Source organism: Epilithonimonas bovis DSM 19482 (genome assembly GCF_900108115.1).
GTDB classification, from domain to species: Bacteria; Bacteroidota; Bacteroidia; order Flavobacteriales; family Weeksellaceae; genus Epilithonimonas; species Epilithonimonas bovis.
The window spans coordinates 71,671-91,736 of the sequence record NZ_FTPU01000008.1 but is presented as its reverse complement, the minus strand read 5'-3'; the positions used below and the strand labels follow the sequence as shown (position 1 = coordinate 91,736).

Genomic DNA, 20,066 nt, shown 5'->3' with positions numbered 1-20,066 from the left:
AGATCTAATTTCCCGCAATTTGGACAGATTTTTGTAATGCTGTACAAAAAATAAACGATGAAAAAAATACTTCTTATCCTGCTGACAGCTTTTATCCTCATTCAGTTTTTCCCTATTGATAAGACCAATCCGGTATCTAATGCCGGCATGGATTTCCTAAAAATCAAAGATACACCTGAACCAATAGCCAAAATTATCAGAAACTCCTGCTACGACTGCCACTCCAATGAGACACGGTATCCTTTTTACAGCCATATCCAGCCGGCAGCCTGGCTCATGAAAAGCCAAATCGATGAAGGGCGCATTGCCCTTAACTTTTCAACATTCTCGACCTATGACACCCAACGCCAATTAAAAAAACTCGGCGAAGCCGCTGATTATACCGAACAGGGCGACATGCCGCTGGAAAGTTATCTCCTGGGCCATCCGGATGCTAAATTGACTGATGAACAAAGAAAGATATTGGCAGACTACTTTAGAAAGATGCAAAAAGCCATTGCTGATTACCAAGCGCTTTAGGCAGATTTTTTTTAAAATAAAACCCTGCATTTTTCAGAATGCAGGGTTATGTTTATCAATCTGGTGATATTGTTATTTCCAATAGTTCCATCGTACACCATCGTACACCGCCAATGAAAGGCTGGCCGTATCATAACACATCATACCAGGAAAAGGGCTTTTCACCGTTGTAGCCGGATTGTTGATCTGCGGCAGGATTAATGCTTTATTGGTGCTTTCCAAAATAAGAACGCCCACCGCATTGCTGGTTGCAGCCCCTATAACGACACCTTTACCGGATTCGGCAGATGAGTTGGTAAGGCTGGTAACGGCGGTACCGTCCCCTGCCGCGTCAGAAAGATCGACCCAGGCATTATTCTGATACATCTTTACTTTGCTGTCTGATTTGTCAAAGATAAAAGTTGCATTATTATTAGATGCTGTCGCTGCAAGCGCGGTATTCTTGTCAGCAATAGCAGGGAGTATAATCCCGTTTGAGTTTGCCGAAGCGCTGTCAAAATCCAGAATGGCACTATTACCATTAACGGCTGCTTTACCAATGGCTACCTGTGCAGAAACAAGATTAAAACCAAATAGCAAGACTGTTATATATTGAAGTTTTTTCATGTCCTAAATATTTAATATTGATTACAACTTTTTGAAATACAACGCCACTCGCCCATATTGTTGACTGTATCTACCAATCTGTAGAGTTTTACACAGTTTGCAGAGATATCGTAGACCATCATACCGTTTTTAGGATCTGTGATTAAGGACGTATTCTGAACTCTGGTGATCACAAAACCTGCTTTCTGAGATTCCAGTGCAATAAACCCATTAGGAACACTTTCCGGCCAACCCTCTAATTTGGTCTGGTTGGTAATCCCAACTTTGGTAGGCGAACCGCCAGTGGTTGTATTGCCCGGATCGGTACATTTACAAGGCACATTTTTGATACCCATTCCCCGTCCTTTGATATTGGTTGGCCCGTCAACAATCTGACCGATTACAATCGTATTGTTGGATGAAGTATTCCAGGTGTAAGTATTAAACGTATTTCCATTAAACAATTGTAATGGATAAAGCGGACCATTCGTAGCCTTGGCTCCAAACATAGTCACGGTACCATTATTACTGATGATAAAACGCAAAGCTGGTGTAGTACCATTACCGGCGATATTCCAAATCTCCGGGATGCCACCCTGCCCGTAATAGGCACCATCGGTGAAGCGTGCAGACCTTGTAGTGGTATGATTGGACTGGAAATCGATCTCCTGCGTTGTCAGCAGTGTCCCGTTAACTTTAATATTCAAAGAATTGTCGATACCGTAAACATCCAACTGGAAACCCTTATCTGTAGGATTAAGTGTAAAAGTTGTGGATGCACCACCAGACGCATTAAAACCAGTACTGTTTACAAGGTTAGCACACAGTGCCTGAACCTTTACAGGAGAAGAAACCGGACTAAAACATAAATGTTCTGAATCATAATAAAATGCATAATAAGTCCCCTCAGGTGCATTCCCTACCTGTGCAGATGTCAGCGCAGAGCCCAAATGTGCCACATTGTCATACCACACCAATGCTGCGCCTGAAGGTGGTACAGGAGCCGTACTGAAAGCATTGCTAAGGTTTGCACCTGTTGCGGGAGCCGCATAAGTCAGAAGCGGATTATTGACAACCGGCGCTGATGAACCTGCGTAACATGGTGTAACAGGGCAAGGTATCGTGGTACCAGTCTGGCCAGATGGGTATGCCGAAATCTTGGTAAGACTCAAGTCATCGATATAGTAGTCATTACCGTTAGTCTGTGAGTAGTCATTGCGGAAGACCACGCGCAACATATTACTGGCACAGCCTGTATTAGATTTAAAATAGATGGCACCTCCAGCCATCTCCCTTTGTAGCTGCTGTCTGTCATAGCTGGCGTGGTTAAAGTTGTCAGCACATTTCCGGACAAATCTTTTATATCAATCGCAATACGCACCGGTGTATTCACAATATATAGCCACATGGATGCCTTGTAGTAGCTATTTTGCTCTATTGTAACTGTTCTCTGGTAAAAAGGAGCCAAAGTTACACCAGCATTGATAACCATCGCTGCACCGGACTGATTACCCGAATGGTCCGTCACTGTGCCCGTTTCGTTATAAGCCGGTGTCCACCAGGTAGATGAATTGCTTGGGTTGATACCTGCTTTGATATAGCCCGGTGCAACCACAGCATAATAATTATCATCTATCTTATATGCCAGTGCATTGTTGGTATTAACATAGGAAGCACCATATCCAAAACTGCCTGCAGGCATGTAAGGTGATTGGCTACGACCGTAATCATTAGTGCCGGAGGGGAAATCACTTGTCCCAAAATCTTCATTAAAGACCACCTGGGCCTGAAAATTAATGAAGCACTGAAGTATAAACATCAGTAAAAATATAGTTGTTTTATTCATATGTAGGATTTATATTTTTAATTATAAATAAATAACCGACCTTCGAATTAAGACCGTCTTTGAAGAACAAAGCATCACCTCCTGCCTTTGCCATTATTGTCTTACTTTCAGTCTCAATCAATGATATTGTTGCAGCACGAGCGGCGCCTACACCTGCCAAGCCGATGAAGAAGACAATCGTCAGAAGAAGTTTTGCAAAACGCTTTGCAACTTCCAAAAGCAGTAGCACCGGCATTAGGTTAAATGGGAGTTGTAGAATCCATTAAATTTGCATCAAAAATATGCTTTTTTTTCATTGGATTAATAAAAAATTAACATTGTTATTAATTTTAATCATCTAATTTAACATCCACCATATCAACACGATAGGATTGATCAGGCATTAGGTAGTATTGAACCACCATCAGGATTAAGTTTGAAACCCTCTATCCTTTACTAAATAATTAACATCTGGTGTATCTTTTTAGATGATTTCATTTTTACTTTGACTTATCTTTGGATAATAATTTGATTTGATTATGTATTAAATAAGTTTGTGATGAGTGAAGATAAACTGACACCAGACAAAGAACAATACATCGTATTCTACGATGGTGACTGTGGATTCTGCAATCATTGGGTACAGTGGATCCTAACGCGTGATAAGAAGGATCAATTCCTGTTCTCGGCATTGCAATCTGATTTTGGACAACAATTTTTGCAGGAAAGACAGCTTCCTAATCTTGTGTTTGATACCCTATACCTCTGGAAACCGCATCAGTTTTACCTGACAAAATACCAGGCAATTATCAAAATAGCAAGCCTAATTGGTGGCACCTACACCTTCGCTGCAATGGGAAAAATACTCCCAAGTCCTATTGGCAATCTTCTGTATGACGTCATTTCCAAAAACCGTAAAAAGCTGTCTGCCAACCAATGCTTTGTCCCCACGCCGGAACAGCGCAAAAAATTTATTGAAGAAGGACTTTAGCCATTTCGGAAGTGCTTAGCAGATCAACATTCAGATAGAGAGAAGAATCACAATCGAACTGTCTTTGGTAGAAATATATCATTATTAACCCGTATCAAGCACTTAGCTGCCAGATTATGCCGTTTTGTCAAGCAAGGCTAAACGTGATCACCAGAGACTTATCAATATATTTTTTTTTATTATATTTGAAAAACCAGAGGATCTCTACTCAGAAGCCTTAATACTATTCGATTATTTAGCGGGATGCCACAGCCCATTTTAAATTATTCACAATTTTTGGGTTATATTACTATGCATATGATAATTTAAAACAACAATTATTTCCATGAACTATCCATGGCTTTACTATGGCTTTGGTATGACTTTGCCATGAATAGGACTATCCGCAATAATAACGATAATTTTTTGAGAATAGTGAAATCTGGCATTACCAATTACAGTGGTATCTTTATTTTTGCTCGGCTTCGGAGCTTTGCAGCAACATCCAGAAAACGATCTGTGTCAGTTTTGATGCCAAGGATATGCACAGGTTTTTACTTATGTGACGAAGATGATGGCGGTGCTGGGATAAAGGCAGGTGATTGCGCAGGTTGTGATTCTCCCGGGGTATCATTGCCAAAGTACGACATATCCTGCTTAATATAAGTATCGACCAGGAAAATTTTGCCGGGTCTTAGGCGTTTTACTTTTAATATTTTACCATTTCCTGTCCTTATCTGACGGGTATCGGCAATGGTTTCAGAAGATTGTAATGCCTCGACATCTTTTTCGATATCAGCGGGAAGTGGTTGTTTTTTGCCCGTCCGCTGCTTTTCGTTTGTTTCCTCATTCACCAGCATAAGCACGTCGTTCTGAAACGAGGCTCCAGCCCTGAAAACAGGCTTATCTGCCAAAGCATTGTACATCATGAATACATCCTGTACCTTGTCGGGCAGTTCGAAAGTATACACCTCGTGGGCGATATCCTCCGCTATTGGCCTACTTAAAAATAATGTCCCGGAACTGTTTTTATCCGCTTCCATATTATATTCGGCAGAAAAATAATTTTCATCAGGCTTATGGATATACTTTAGTTTCGTCTTATCAAATGGCAATCCTATGGCTAAGGCTGCGCCCGTATTTTGGTCGAAATATTTAAAATTCAATATCCTTTTATTTGAATTCCCATCGCTTGTATAAACGATAAACGGCTCTCCCTGTTCGCGGTTTTCTTCCAGAATGATTCCGCCTTTCCCATCATCTTTCCATGTCCCTACAATCAACCGATCTTCGGAACCGTATATCATACTGAGGGCAAAAGCATTTTGTGGCAAGATATACACATGGAAGACCAGTTCCATCCTGGACCCGTCATAAAAACCAACATACGGGCTGTTTTGAGCTTTGCTCTGGCAGGCAGTGCATAAAACAATTAACTGCAATCCCATGTAAAAGATGTATTTCTTCATTCAAAAAACTCTTTATGAACCACACAAATATAAGCGTATTTCGAGCAATTAAAAATCCATCAGCAAAACTCCTGTTTAAGCTATTATAAAGCCTAATTGAAGAAGTAAATTCTTACAACTCCGTTGAGATAAAGCTGTGTTCATTTTTATTTGCAGAAGTTCTTTCGGGAAATTCAGGTTAATAATGAAAGCCTTTTTTGAAAAGTCCTTTGAAATTTTCATAAGGCACACTTAATTCAAATGATCCCATTGCGTATGGTGTGAGTTCATAAGGATGGTAATGAAATGTAATATTGAATTTTGACAGGGTAAAATTATCCGTCACAGCAATTTTGTCTGCAATGAAATCACTGTCTTTTGCTTCGCTCAGCTTGATTCCCGGAGGAATACTATACTGTCTGCGCAGTTCCTGATCGAGCACTTTTTCTATCGCTGCTTTTTGGGAAAGGTCAAACACATCCTCCAACTGTAACCATTTTTTCTTTTTTTTGCTATAGTTGTAGTATTTGTCGGCATTCATACCATGTGCGCCTCCGGTGTAGGTAAATGTACTGTATGCCATAATCAGATACTGGCCGGTATTGATGACTGGGTAAAGATTGTAATTATGCACATGATCCATGATTGACGAGTATTCAGCATCCTCACCACTGAACTGCTCCTGCACTTCCCTTTTGTAAGATTGTTCAAAATCCTTGATTTTTACCTTCGCATAATTTCCGAAGTCATCAAATTGATCTTTCGTAATACGCCGGGTCAACATTTTGGCCACCGAAGGGTCTGAAGGCAGAAAGGCACTGAAGGTCATAGTTCCTTCCAACGCACGCTCGCTTCCTTTGACGGGAACCTTCACCACTTTATATTCCTGAAAGTAATTTAGCTGATCTTCGGGTTTTATTTGTTTTGCATACAAAACAATGTCTTCACCTTCGTCTGAAGGATTCCAGTACCATTTCCCTTTGAAAACTTTATCATTGCAAACGCCTTCGAAACGTTCCTGACTGTCTTCACTAATTTCATTTAGTATGATATCCCCCCCCTGGAACCTTTGCCTTTGTAAAGGGCAACAGGTACCAGATCATCTTTGAAATAATAAAAAGAAGAAAGAGGCTCAATTTCTTCGAACTGCCCTATATCAGACGACGGACGAACAGCGATTTCCAATACGGCGTCACGAGGGCCCAGCTTGCCTTCATACCGATAATATCCAGGCTTTTGCTGCGCATAGATCAGCACGGAAAGGAATAGGTTCAAGAGGCCTATTAAGCGTAACTTTATCATATCAGTTGATCATAATTTCCTGCTAATTTAAAAAAAATGGTCTGAAAGAATTTACATAGATGTTTTAGCAGGAGGAATATTTTGATAGTTAATCAGGCTCACTACAGACAAGGCTCAGGTATGACATCTTGAATGCAAACCGCAATGCTTAAACATTTTCATGCTGAGCCAATTTATATGGACCCTGACGAAACAAAGCCTTTATTAAAAATGGGAAGACCAATCATTCCTTTTTTTACTTTAAATTCTAAATCCCAACGAGCTGGCTACCTTATCGCTAAAATTTCTTATTTTTGCCAATTAGATACTTAATATAAATCAATATATGTTTAACAGTTTACAAGACAAACTAGATAAAGCGCTGCATAATATTTCCGGACGTGGTAAAATCACAGAAATCAACGTTGCAGAAACGGTAAAGGAAATCCGAAGAGCATTGGTGGATGCCGACGTTAATTATAAAGTTGCGAAAGACCTTACCAAAAGAGTTCAGGATAAAGCGATCGGTGAGAACGTGCTGACATCGCTTACGCCGGGACAGTTGATGACCAAAATTGTTCATGATGAGCTTGTAGACCTAATGGGTGGCTCTCAGGAAGGCATCAACCTGTCGGGGAAGCCAACGGTGATCCTGATTGCCGGATTGCAAGGTTCCGGGAAAACAACATTCTCCGGTAAACTGGCCAATTACCTGAAGCAAAAAAGAAACAAAAAGCCACTTTTGGTAGCGTGTGATGTATACCGCCCCGCTGCGATTGACCAGCTGAAAGTCCTGGGAAGCCAGATCAACATCCCCGTTTATACCGAGGAAGACAATAAAAATCCGGTGTCTATTGCTGAAAACGCCATTAATTACGCCAAGTCCAACGGTTTTGATACCGTGATTGTGGATACTGCGGGTCGTTTGGCGATTGACGAGCAGATGATGAACGAAATCAAATCTGTTCATCAGACAATCAAACCTACGGAAACACTTTTTGTAGTCGATTCGATGACCGGTCAGGATGCAGTGAATACTGCTAAAACCTTCAATGACACATTGAATTTTGACGGTGTCGTTCTTACCAAACTGGACGGAGACACACGTGGTGGAGCGGCGTTAACCATCCGTTCGGTGGTTGAAAAGCCTATCAAATTTATCTCTACCGGAGAAAAGATGGAGGCACTTGACCTATTCTACCCCGAAAGGATGGCAGACCGTATTCTTGGAATGGGAGATGTCGTGTCCTTAGTAGAAAGAGCTCAGGAACAGTTTGATGAAGAGGAAGCGAAAAAACTCCATAAGAAAATTGCCAAGAATGAATTTGGTTTTGATGACTTTCTGAAGCAGATCAACCAAATTAAGAAAATGGGTAATATGAAGGACCTAATGGGTATGATCCCCGGTGTTGGAAAAGCAATTAAAGATGTTGATATCAATGATGATGCTTTTAAACACATTGAAGCGATTATCCACTCAATGACACCCGACGAAAGAAGAAGACCTTCTATCATCAATGTTTCCAGAAAACAAAGAATTGCGAAAGGCTCGGGTAGAAAGCTAGAAGATGTAAATGCCTTGATGAAGCAATTTGACCAAATGGGCAAAATGATGAAAATGATGCAAGGCCCACAAGGCAAACAAATGATGCAGATGATGAGCAAAATGCCAAACATGGGTGGCGGATTGTTTGGGAAGTAGAATTACTTTATATAAATTCAAAAACCTGGGAACATTGTTTCTCAGGTTTTTTGTTGTTAGAATATTAAAATAAAAACCCGCATTGCTGCGGGTTTAATTATATATCAAGTGTGAAACCTATTATTGATCCCACCAGATTTTTGATGTATTTAGATCTGTAGCTGGCAAAAGTTTTTGAACAGCAGCACCGTAACTTACACTGTTAAAAATCTGCTCATTAACAGGATATTGCATTCTTCTTGGAATGAAACCTCCGTTTAGTGAACTTGGAGCAGGCTTAAGAGCTGGATAACCAGTTCTTCTCCACTCTGACCAAGCTTCAAAACCATTCAGAAACAACGAAACCCATTTTTCTTCTCCAATCACTCTCTTAATTCCAAATGTAGTAACATCAGCTTTTCTAGCAGCAGCATAAGCAGCAGCACTAGAAGAAATTGTTGTCGCATATTTAGCATCTAAAGATTGATAATTTAAAACAATCCCTTTTTCCAACAAAGCAGTAGCATCTTCACTACTCCATCCTAAAGCAGCACCTTCAGCTCTATTAAGAAAAGTATAAGAAGCAGTCATAAGGTTTCTTGCAGAAGTTACACCTCTGAATCTAGAAGCAAGAGTATTTGTTCCATTTGTATATCCAGCTGCTAATAAATCATTTAAGCTATATCCATAAGGTAAGCCTGTACCATTTGGTTGAGTAGCATAAGCATTTTTTCTAGCATCAACAGTATGATTAGAAGTAACATTAAATTGGCTAGCTGATCCTTTTAAAGATTCTAACAATTGTGCAGATATTCTGTAATCTGCAGCTCTAAAAGCATTTAGAGGATTAGTTACAGCCGCATCACTATTATAAGTAAACCAAGCCTCATCAGCAACTGTCTCAATTACACCTCCTGAATTACTAAGCGCAGCTCTAAACTCTGTTGCAGCATAATCTGATGCTCCAGGATATTTTTTTGACAACTGGAGAGTTGCTTGCAATAAAACAGAATTAGCTAATTTCTTCCACCTAGCAATAGATCCATTGTAAAGAACATCTCCTTTAGGCGTAACACCGGAAGCGTCAAGCATATCCCTACCTTCCTTTAAATCAGCAATTAAGCTCTTATATATAGATTCCTGCGAATCAAATTTCGGAGTTTTAATTCCTTCTTGCATTTTATTAGCCTCCGTGTAAGGTATATCACCATAAGCGTCTGTAATTCTTTTATAAACTATCGCTCTGAATATTTTTGATACACCTATCATATTTTCTTTACTACCCTGAGCTTCCATTGCTGGTGTTACTGTTCCTGAGTAGTCTTTAATAATGAGATCTAAATTATTAAGAGATCTAGCGTAATACCAATCCCATTGTCCACCTTCCTGATTATATTGCGATTCGGAAGTATAGGTTGCTTGAGATAAATGCTGGGCATAAAGAACAGGTTTCATTAAAAAATTATTTCCTCCTCTTAAAGCCAATTGGCTTATAGAACCAGCCATTAAAGACTTATAATCCGCAGAATAAACTCCATATTCATTTTGATTATAATCTGATTCAAAATTTTCATCACTACACGATTGAAAAGCTAACGAGCCAATTAGGGCTATTATAGCTAATTTACTATGATTATATTTTAATCTTTTCATTTTGATTTTGATTTAAAAATTCATTTTAATATTAACACCCATACTTCTTACAGATGGTAAATTTGCATTTTCCCCGAAAGTATTCGCTAGCTCAGAAGGATCAACTCTATGGATATTATCCTTTGACACACTAATTAACCACGGGTTTCTAACAAAAACACCAACACTCATACCTTGAATTCCTGTATTAGAGAAAAGAACTGGATTAAATTGATAGTTTAATGCTACTTCTCTTAACTTAATGTAGCTCGCATCATGAATATAATCCTCGATTAGTCCATTACCATAAAATTGATGAAAATATGATTGTGCATCTAAGTTTGTTGACACGGCTGTTCCATCTACAGTATTACCTGAAACATTAATTCCATTTTCCCTAATACCGTTCTGAGCTGTCTTTTCAGTTAAACCTGTGTAATCTGCCCACATTTCAGAAAGAGAGAAGAATTTACCACCTTTTTGAAAATCAATTGATGCACTTAATGTAAATCTCTTAAATGTAAATGAATTGAAGAATCCACCAGTAAATTCTGGTAGAACACTACCAAATTTTTTACCAATTTCCATTGCATATGTACCATCTTCTTTTAACACCTTATTTCCATTAGCGTCATATAGATAACCATTCCCTACAATTTGACCCCATTCTTCACCTTCAACTTGTACGATATTAGTTAAAACATAATCATCAGAAGATCCAAAATTAATTGCATTTAATCCTTCAGCAACTCTTTTGATTGTAGTCTTATTTTTAGCAAAGTTCAATGAGGTATTCCAAGAGAAATCCGGTGTTTTGATCACATCCCCTGATAAACTCAACTCAACTCCTTTTCTATTTACCACACCTGAGTTAATGAATATACTTGTATAACCTGAAGATGCAGGAGCTGTAACTGGAATTGGTTCGTCATTCTTATTTTCATTATAGAATGTACCGGAAAAACTTAATCTATTGCTAAAGAATTTTAAATCCGCACCTGCTTCAAAATTGTCGTTAATTGAAGGCTTCAAGTTAGGATCTATGTATCTTAACGGTTGATAACCTATAACATTGCCATTGATTGTAGATGCTTGATAAGTGTATTCTGGCTCAGTAGCACTTACTGCTAAGTCACTAGCAATTTTAGCATAACCCGCTCTAACCTTGAAATAAGTTAATGTTGAATTTTTCTCAAATAAATTGTGAACTAACAAACTTCCACCTAATGAATATGTGAAAAATGAGTTATCACTATTAAGATAAGCAGAGTTTATATCATTTCTGGCAGATAAATCTACATAAAAAATATCATTATATCCTGCAGAAATAGTTGCATATAAAGATTTATAAGTCTTTTTGTTATTAACTAATGTTGGATTAATTCTTACATTAGAATTAGAAAAAGTATAAACATCAGGATTAATTAATGTCTGAAGCTTACCCCAAACATCCATTGTCATAGATGAATAATTTCTTTTCTGTTCAGTAAGGTTAGCACCAACAATTACGTTTAGGTCAACCTTATCAAACTTTTTAGCATAATTTAAACGTCCATCATAAATTTCTTCAGTTCTTCTGTCGTTAATAATACCAAAACCATTTGTAAAATTCATGTACCCTGATTGCATACCTGATGCTTGATCAGAAATGGCAGAAGGCATAAAATATTGTCTAGTTCCAGTGTTATCTGTTCTAGAATACGCTACTCTTGCCGTTAAGTTTCTAGTTATTTTATATGTAGGAGCAATTAAGAGTGAATAATTTTGCTTTCTCGTTGTATCATCAAATTTATCCATATAATAATATGGATTCAACCAGAATGCTGGCTTTTGATAAATACCTCCTAAACCATAGTAATCAGGTCCCCACCAGTTCCAAGAAGCAGCATATCCAGCGTCATTTTTAAGATTCTGATATTCTTTTAATTTAGACATATTCAAATCTCTGTTGAACCAACTATTAAAGCTTCCAGAAGTTTGATTTCCATAGGTGTCATCCATCTCTCCTCTAACCTTTCTAAAAGCATAATTAAACATTGTTTCTACAGATAATCTATCTGAAAATTTGATGTTTCCATTATAACTAAGAAAGTTTGATTTTTGATAGGTGTATGGTGTAATACCATTCTGATCTAAATTTGAAAATGAAACTCTACCAGTAAAAAAGTCATTACCTCCTGAAACTGATATAGTATTTTTCATTGTCAATGCCTTATCATAGAAATCTCTAACATTATTAGGCTGTGGAGAGTAAGAAGCGGTTTTACCAAATTCTTTACTACCAGTCCACCAAGCATACCATGGAACATATTCTCTTCCATCTAATTTAGCTCCCCAAGACGCATCTTCATAAGCATTATCACCTTGCACATAATTTTTACCATTGAAAATTGCCCAACTAGCAGGATGGATCGATGGATCAAATTCAAAAACGCCCATGGATTCTTCACCAGCTGCACCTCCACCGTATTCGTTTTGATACTTCATAGTTCTAGCAATAACGTCAACATTAACAGTAGAATTCAATTCAACATTAACTTTATTTCTAGATCCTTTCTTCAAAGTCATTACAACAACTCCATATTGAGCTCTTGTTCCATAAAGCGCCGTAGCGTTCGGACCTTTAAGAACGTTAATACTTTCCAAATTATCCATGTCAATAGTGTTTGGATCTACGATCACACCATCTAACACGTATAGAGGATCCTCATCATTTAACATACTGATGGCACCTCTTAGACGAAGTTTTCCTGTTTCTCCTAATTTGGCACCTGCCTGTCCATTAATTTGAACACCAGCAACCTTACCAGCAATAGCACCTTTAACATCAATATTTTGCGTTAAGTTTAGCTCACCTGCTTTAACAGTCTGTGCAGAATAAGATAAAGATTTTTCATCTCTTTTGATACCTAAAGCCGTTACTACTACGCCCTCGATATCTTGCGTTGTAGCTGTATCTTGTACCTTTTGTGCAGAAACTACTGCAAAAGATGACGAAAGAACTACAGCCAACACGCTTGTTGTTAATTTTTTCATATCAAATCAAATTTTTCAATAAACAAATGTGCAAAAGATTATTAACATAAACAATAGCAACATCTAAAAAGATGTTAAAAAATTAAATTATTTTAAATACCAAAAAAAATTAAATTTTATATTTTAACAACCTAAAATTCTTAATTCTTAATCATTTCACCATAAAATCTTGTAAGAGACTATGAAAAATAGAATCAATTTTGAAAAAAAAATAATTCTTTTTTTCAAAATTTAACTTAATAATTAAGGTTTAAGTTTTAGTTGTACTTAATAAAATTAAGATCATACTTTATAAGAAAAAGAAGACACGACTAATTAACAATCATTGTACATATTATAAAATAAATTGAAACAAAAACAAGGTTAGCACAAAATAATTATTAAAACCAAGCACTTCAATAATAAATTAACAGATATAAAATAACAAAACCCTAATTAATATTTAATAAAAATTTAACAAAAAATAGAACAAATCCTCAGCCAAAAAAACTAACAAAAACACTCAAAACCCCTTTACATATGGTACATTCCCAATGTTTTAACTTTTTTATTAAAATATTTTTTAACACCTTTGCGTTCTTAAAATATTAAAAATTGTTAATATGAAATTACGTTTTAGTGTCTTGACAGCAGGCGTCCTATTTTTTACAGGACAATCTTTGTCAGCTCAAAAGACAAACGATACTGTTTCCAAAGAGACAGTTATTGAGAATGTTGTAATTATGGGATTTGGACAGAAAAAAGCTGTTCAGGAAATTACGGGATCAACAAGTACCATGACATCAAAAGCTATTGAAGATGTTCCTGTGGCTTCTGTTGATAAGATGTTGCAAGGCCGTGTTTCCGGTGTACAGACAGGTAATGCATCAGGACAACCAGGCGGTATGGCTAATGTACGCGTTCGTGGTATCTCATCAATTAATGGTGTAACATCTCCAATCTGGATTGTTGACGGCGTACGTGTATCATCAGGAGATTTAAGTACCAACAATACTACATCCAACATCTTGGCAAACATGAACCCAGATGACATTGAAAGCGTGACAGTACTTAAAGATGCTGTATCTACAGCTGTTTATGGTGCTGATGCCGGAGCTGGTGTAATTGTGATCACCACCAAAAGTGGTAAAAGAGGAGCTGCAAGATTTAACTTCTCTTCCAATATTGGATACAATGACAGAGCGATGAAAACTTACAGAGGTTTTACAGCTGATGAGTACAAGACCTATCTGAAAGATGCTGTTAACAACAGATATGCTAAGGATTACACAGTTGATCAATATGCTAACGCAGCTGTTCCTGGTATCAGTAGCAATTTACTTGCCAACCTTCGCCCTATCATGAGATCCGGTGCTGATTCTGACTGGCAGGATACAACGATGAAAAAAGGGTTTCAACAAAATATTGATTTTAATGTATCAGGTGCTAATGATAAATTGACTTATTACGCATCTACCAACTATATGACACAGGAGAGCATTATCAAAAACTCCAGTTTCCAGCGCCTTGCCTTTACCACCAAAGTAGCTTATCAGGCCACTGACAGGTTAAAAATCTCAACGGATTTTCAAGCGTCATTTGGTAAAATCAAAACATTATCCAACGGAGGTTCTTTCTCAAACCCAATCCTAGCAGCTTATTTTAACAGACCAACAGACCCAATCAGGAATGCTGACGGATCGTACTGGTGGCAAGCGTCTAATGGACAACTATCTAACGGAATGTTCAACCCAGGATTTTTACTGGACAACAACTATAACGAAGCTCAAACAGCCCGTATTTTTGGTAATTTGAAGGCAGAATATCAGATTGCAGATGGGCTTAAATACCAGTTTGTTTTCGCCCCTGAATATATCAATGTAGAAGAAGATACTTACTGGTCTCCCCTTCACGGTGACGGTTATGGTTATGCAGGATACCAAAGAACATCATTTAACAGATATTTTAATTTTAATCTTCAGAATATCTTAACCTGGGATAAAAATTTTGGAGATCACAATATTTCCTTATCAGCTATCCAGGAAGCTTACAAATCTAACAGGAAATTATTAAGCGCAACAGGTATCGGTGTTGGGTCTCCAACGTTGCAGACTTTGGACAACTTTGTAGTTCCTTTTGGATACAGCGGTTTGGAAACACCGACTTCAAGGTGGGGATATGCAGCAACTGCACACTATGACTTTAAAAAAATTGTGCTTTTTGATGGATCTTACAGAAGAGATATCCTATCTCAATTTATGCCGGGGCAAAAAGCAGGAAACTTCTGGTCTGCCGGTTTGGGTGTAGATGTTGCCAAGACAGGAGCTTTTACAGCCAATGAAACAGTAAGTATGTTAAAAGCAAGAGCATCCTATGGTAAGATTGGTAATCAGGTATTGGCCAACCCTTATGCCTTGTATGCTTTCACTACCAATTACAATAACACACCTGCTGCAACATATAGTGGTGTAATGAATCCTAACTTATCCTGGGAAACTGTCAACCCTTTCAACGTTGGTTTAGACTTTGGATTCTTGAATAACAGAATTACTTTAAGTGCTGAATACTATAACAAAAAGACAAAAGATCTGATCTACAATCTACCACTTTCTGCATCACAGGGAAGTATCCTAATTGCAAGCGACGGTACTGAAACCTATGGCCGCATGGTAGACAACGTAGGATCGTTGGTCAACCGAGGTTTTGAATTTTCCGTTAATGCAGACATTTTCAAAGGAGATAATGATCAGTTCAGATGGAGCTTTGGCGCTAACTTGTCAACTTTGCACAATGAGGTCACAGAACTTTACGGAGGTGATGTTATTGGAAGCAACACTATCCTGAGAGTTGGCGAAAGTGCCAGAACATTCTTCCTTAGAAAATGGGCAGGCGTAGATCCTAGCAATGGTGATCCTCTATGGTATATCAATGGTAAAGACGGTGCTACAACCAACAACTACAACCAAGCACAACAAGCTGCACAAGGATCATTCCTGAGTACTTTATTTGGTGGTGCTAACTCAACCTTCTCTTACAAAGGTTTCTCATTGGATGTATTATTCACGTACGGTGTGGGTGGTAAGATCTATGACGACTGGGCAAGATATACTTTAAGTGACGGTCAGTACAATCTTACTTATCCGGGATATGGTGATGTGATGGGTGATTACTGGACACCAACTAACACCTCTGCATCAAACCCTAAACCTATTTATGGTGGTAATAAACAATCAAACGCAGCTTCTACAAGATTCCTTTATGACAGTGACTATATCCGTCTGAGCAATGCGAAATTTGGTTATACCTTCAAACGTGATATCTTGAACGGAACAGGTCTTAATTCTGTCCAGGTTTATGTAATGGCCAACAATGCGTGGACACATAACTTTGATAAAAGGCTAAAATTTGACCCAGAAACGAACGTAGCAGGTTACACAGACCTAAACCTTCCGGTTCTTAAATCATTCCTAATAGGATTTAATGCAAGTTTCTAACAACAAACAAAAAAAAATGAAAAAGAGATTATTTAAAATCGCAATATTTTCTGCAGCATTACTTACATTCAATATTTCGTGTAGTGATGATTTTGTAGACAGAGAGTTTAATCAGAATATTATTCAGAGACCATTAGAATCTGTAGATGAGGTACAAACTTTTGTAAGAGGTATCTACGCAAGTATGAGATCTACCAATTATTATGGATGTGATTATCTTGCTTATGGTGAAGTTAGGTCTGACGAGATGTTCAGTAATCTGAAAGGAGGTTATTTCACAACCGTACAGACTTACAAAATGCTTTCCAATGATGCATATGCGACCGATACCTGGAACAAAATATACGAAACTGTAGCAAAAGCCAACATCGTTGTCAATACAGATGTTTCGGGATTTGCAGGCGCTGGTGCTGCAGAAAAGGCGCAATATTTACAAGGCCAGGCATATGGTCTAAGAGCGGTAGCATTTTTTGACCTGTTAAAACTTTACGGTCAGCAGTTTGCAGAAACTGGAAACCTAGGTATTGTTTTGCCAACAAAATATGATCCTACTGCCAAAATGCCACGTGCTACAATCGCTGAAACAGAAGCGCAAATTGATGCTGACTTTACAAAGGCATTGAGTCTAATGCAGCAAAAAGCTGGATATGACAATCCTTCTAACAAGACAGATCTTTCCATCAATGGTTTGAAAGCTTTGATGACCAGATTCTACCTTTACAAAAAAGACTACGCAAAAGTTAGAACACTCGTAGATGACATCGTTAATTCAAAAAATTATACGATAGCAGATGCTGGAAGTTTGAAAACAACTTTCAGTTTTGAGATGAATGGTGCTGCCGGTAACTCTATCTTCGAATTAGCTGTCGGTATCAACTCTGCATTAGCAACAGATTCTTACGGTTATATCCTTAATGTTTACGGTTATAATAACTTAGAAGTGAATGAGGATGCCTTTAACCTGTTTGATGAAAATGATGCACGATATTCTTTGTTCTATAACGAACCTGATGAAGATACCGGAGAAGCAATTTACTACCCATATATAGGTGGCAAATACACTCAGGATAATGGAGCGGACAATATCAAGATGATCCGTATAGAAGAAGTTATCCTTGCAGGTGTAGAAGCAGAACTTAACGGAGGTTCTCCGGCCAAAGCTTTAGCGTATTACAACAGCATTGTAACAAGAAGAGGTTTGGACACTGCAACTGCTGTTTCTATGGATGACCTAAAAACAGAAAGACTTAAAGAGCTTATGGGTGAAGGTCAAAGACAATGGGATTTATTACGTTGGGGAGACAAATCCTTTTTACCAGCCGGCGTAGATAAAAGACTGTTGGCTTTCCCAATTCCACGTGCAGAAACCAATGTGGCAGGAACGCTTATTGTTTCTAACCCGGGTTATGACAACTAATTAAGTTTTCGATAATATTTGCAAGCAGGCTGCCTAATTTGGACAGCCTGTTTTTTTTAATTCTATATAATTTAATAACTTTCAATTCCTGTTGTGTAAAGTGGAATTCTAAAATCATATAGAGTAGACCTTGAAAAAGCTTTAAATAGTAACTATATAAAATAGCTTTCAGTAATATTTTCTAAATGCAATTTAATCAAAAACCAGGTTTTTAATAATATTACAAAAGCGGTCCATTTTAGGTCGGATGTTTTACCATACCTAATAAAGTTTTATAAGAAGATAAATTCGAACTTAAGTTACCCTCATTCGACTGGCCCAAAAATGTATTCATCTATCTTAATTCTACGGTATACAAGCTACGAGAAAAAGTTTCATAACATTTATTGCTTTAAATAATCAATTTTTTTCACCTACAATTATTGATTTTTATATAATAATATTTAAACTGGAAAAACTTAAGTATTAGATTTCTAGAATCTATTTTACAGAATGCTCTTTAAGAGAAATACTTTGGTAATAAATAGGTATTAAATTTTTCTTGGAAAAAATTTAATACTATGCATTCATCAGAAACCGTGTATAAAACTTAAAAGGCTTTCTAATCCATATTTATGCTGTTAAATAAAAAAGCCATCTCAATTTTGAGACAGCTTTGAATGAACTTAGTTTGATATAGAAACTAAAGTGGATTTTGTTCTATAAGTGGATTAGCATTAATTTCTTTTCGCGGGATCAAATATTCCCATCTTTTGTCAGTGTTAGAAACAGTCATCACATTATTTACAACTGTAGAATTGTGATTAGCTCCTGTCCTGTCAAGATCAGCATTCAATCTCTTAAGATCTAAAAACCTAAAGCCTTCGCCCCACAACTCTAGTCTCCTGCTTAATAAAATTTCACTTATATAGGCATCACCAGTTGTTGTAGCGCCGGCATATGAAGGGTTCCTGTTCTTAGCAAACTCGTTAAAAACCTTTTTAGACTCAGTTTCTTTACCAGATTTTGCTAAAGCCTCTGCCTCAATCAGATACATTTCCGCTGATCTCATAAAAGGAACATCACATCTACTGTCTGATTGACTGACTGCTAAGAATTTTTGACTGGTATAAGGAAATTTTGAATACGTTTTCGGCAATCCTAAAGAAGTATGTTCACCGGTTGGGTCAAAATTCTTTGTTCTGATATCTGTTGCAGGAAATTTTGCATAAAGCGCACTGTTAATAGCCTTAGGAGCTTTTCTGATATTGGTGGAATTATAGTTTCTAGACATATATGCTCCGAAATTCCCAAAATAATCTGTTTGTTCAGAAATAATAGTACTTCCCCACATCCATTCAGCATTACCTTCCAACGTATTGAACCCTGATGTATAAGCTGTGTTAGACATGAGTGCAAAACCTGTTCTTGCTTTTTTAGCCTGTTCTGCTGCTAAAGTATAATTACCTTGCGTTAATGCAACCCTTGCGATCAAACCTCGCACGACACTTTCGTTAAAATGTGATTTGACAGCTCTGCTAGTACCTTTAAGATAAGTTAAGGATGTATCCAAATCCTGATTGATTTGAGTATAAACTTCTTCAACTGTATTTCTTTTCATTGGAGCTTCGTCAACGGTTAAACGTAAAGGCACACCATTCTGGGAATTAGTACTACCGGCAACATATCTTTTACCATATAACTGAACCAGCATATAATATGAGAATGCACGAAAAGCATAGGCTTCTCCAGTAGCTTTTTTAATCGTCAAAGCATCTGAGGTGGTATTTGCAGGTACCCTCGGTGCGTTTTGTATAATTAAATTAGCATTTCTTATGAGTGCATAATAGAATTGATAAGGAAAAAGGTCATTAGCGCCATTTTCATTGATCTGATCTTGCCATCTTACAGTTGATAGATACCAGCCATTACCGGTAGAAGGAAAAACCAAATCTTCTCCTAAAGCATCCATCATTATCATAATCCCACTTTGCCCGGCTTGGCCCTGATTACTATTTTGCCTATAGTACATATTTCTAATCATACCGTTGACTATAGCCATAACATTGTCTGCAGTAGAGAAAGCTTCTGCATCCGACACTGCATCCGTTGGATTAGTATCAAAATAATCACTACTACAAGAATTCACAGTAGCTATTGTGAATACTGATAAAGCACCTATGAAGAGATTTTTTATTTTTTTATTTATTAATTTCATTA

Annotated in this window: 15 protein-coding genes; 5 read left to right on the top strand and 10 right to left on the bottom strand. The window is 37.5% G+C overall.

All coding sequences use genetic code 11. The features are described 5' to 3' along the window. Positions 1 to 57 precede the first annotated feature (57 nt). Positions 58 to 519, top strand: coding sequence for a heme-binding domain-containing protein (locus B0B05_RS05090; protein WP_076782396.1), 462 nt, complete (start codon positions 58 to 60; stop codon positions 517 to 519). A gap of 72 nt (positions 520 to 591) precedes the next feature. Here the strand turns inward: B0B05_RS05090 and B0B05_RS05085 are convergent, their stop codons facing one another. From B0B05_RS05085 to B0B05_RS05070, 4 genes are read right to left on the bottom strand one after another with little or no spacing between them, the layout of a single operon-like run. After that, positions 592 to 1,125: a hypothetical protein gene (locus tag B0B05_RS05085; protein ID WP_076782395.1), complete on the bottom strand. Its 534-nt coding sequence runs from the start codon at positions 1,123 to 1,125 to the stop codon at positions 592 to 594. Positions 1,126 to 1,136: 11 nt separating this feature from the next. Then, entirely contained in the window at positions 1,137 to 2,342 is a 1,206-nt protein-coding gene (locus B0B05_RS05080; RefSeq protein WP_159435838.1) for a hypothetical protein, read from the bottom strand. Continuing rightward, complete coding sequence (locus B0B05_RS05075; RefSeq protein WP_076782393.1) at positions 2,273 to 2,950, bottom strand: hypothetical protein; 678 nt, start codon at positions 2,948 to 2,950, stop codon at positions 2,273 to 2,275. The genes B0B05_RS05080 and B0B05_RS05075 overlap by 70 nt, the downstream gene beginning before the upstream one ends. Further along, on the bottom strand, positions 2,943 to 3,185 hold the full coding sequence (locus tag B0B05_RS05070) for a hypothetical protein (protein ID WP_076782392.1): 243 nt from the start codon (positions 3,183 to 3,185) through the stop codon (positions 2,943 to 2,945). Before B0B05_RS05070 ends, B0B05_RS05075 begins: the two co-directional genes overlap by 8 nt. A gap of 303 nt (positions 3,186 to 3,488) precedes the next feature. Here B0B05_RS05070 and B0B05_RS05065 point away from each other — a divergent pair, with 303 nt between their 5' ends. Then, complete coding sequence (locus B0B05_RS05065; protein ID WP_076782391.1) at positions 3,489 to 3,920, top strand: thiol-disulfide oxidoreductase DCC family protein; 432 nt, start codon at positions 3,489 to 3,491, stop codon at positions 3,918 to 3,920. Between the two features lie 533 nt (positions 3,921 to 4,453). Here B0B05_RS05065 and B0B05_RS05060 read toward each other — a convergent pair. The 3 genes from B0B05_RS05060 to B0B05_RS05050 all read right to left on the bottom strand — a co-directional run bounded on the left by B0B05_RS05060 (position 4,454) and on the right by B0B05_RS05050 (position 6,649). After that, complete coding sequence (locus tag B0B05_RS05060) at positions 4,454 to 5,368, bottom strand: hypothetical protein (protein ID WP_076782390.1); 915 nt, start codon at positions 5,366 to 5,368, stop codon at positions 4,454 to 4,456. Between the two features lie 178 nt (positions 5,369 to 5,546). Beyond that, on the bottom strand, positions 5,547 to 6,281 hold the full coding sequence (locus B0B05_RS05055) for an RsiV family protein (RefSeq protein ID WP_076782389.1): 735 nt from the start codon (positions 6,279 to 6,281) through the stop codon (positions 5,547 to 5,549). Positions 6,282 to 6,388: 107 nt separating this feature from the next. Next, positions 6,389 to 6,649 carry a hypothetical protein gene (locus tag B0B05_RS05050; protein WP_076782388.1) on the bottom strand — a complete coding sequence of 87 codons (261 nt, stop codon included), beginning with the start codon at positions 6,647 to 6,649 and terminating at the stop codon, positions 6,389 to 6,391. Between the two features lie 325 nt (positions 6,650 to 6,974). Between B0B05_RS05050 and ffh the strand changes: the two genes are divergently transcribed. Continuing rightward, the gene (gene ffh, locus B0B05_RS05045) at positions 6,975 to 8,330 is read left to right on the top strand and encodes a signal recognition particle protein (RefSeq protein WP_076782387.1); all 1,356 of its coding nucleotides are present in this window, start codon (positions 6,975 to 6,977) and stop codon (positions 8,328 to 8,330) included. A gap of 120 nt (positions 8,331 to 8,450) precedes the next feature. Here ffh and B0B05_RS05040 read toward each other — a convergent pair whose 3' ends face one another. Next, positions 8,451 to 9,962: a SusD/RagB family nutrient-binding outer membrane lipoprotein gene (locus B0B05_RS05040; protein ID WP_076782386.1), complete on the bottom strand. Its 1,512-nt coding sequence runs from the start codon at positions 9,960 to 9,962 to the stop codon at positions 8,451 to 8,453. A gap of 12 nt (positions 9,963 to 9,974) precedes the next feature. Next, entirely contained in the window at positions 9,975 to 12,977 is a 3,003-nt protein-coding gene (locus tag B0B05_RS05035; RefSeq protein WP_076782385.1) for a SusC/RagA family TonB-linked outer membrane protein, read from the bottom strand. Between the two features lie 602 nt (positions 12,978 to 13,579). Between B0B05_RS05035 and B0B05_RS05030 the strand changes: the two genes are divergently transcribed. After that, on the top strand, positions 13,580 to 16,450 hold the full coding sequence (locus B0B05_RS05030; RefSeq protein ID WP_076782384.1) for a SusC/RagA family TonB-linked outer membrane protein: 2,871 nt from the start codon (positions 13,580 to 13,582) through the stop codon (positions 16,448 to 16,450). A gap of 16 nt (positions 16,451 to 16,466) precedes the next feature. Continuing rightward, a complete protein-coding gene (locus B0B05_RS05025) occupies positions 16,467 to 17,867 on the top strand; it encodes a RagB/SusD family nutrient uptake outer membrane protein (RefSeq protein WP_076782423.1) in 1,401 nt (466 codons plus the stop codon). Positions 17,868 to 18,549: 682 nt separating this feature from the next. Here B0B05_RS05025 and B0B05_RS05020 read toward each other — a convergent pair. Beyond that, positions 18,550 to 20,043, bottom strand: a complete 1,494-nt coding sequence (locus B0B05_RS05020; protein ID WP_076782422.1) for a RagB/SusD family nutrient uptake outer membrane protein — start codon at positions 20,041 to 20,043, stop codon at positions 18,550 to 18,552. Positions 20,044 to 20,066: the final 23 nt, after the last annotated feature.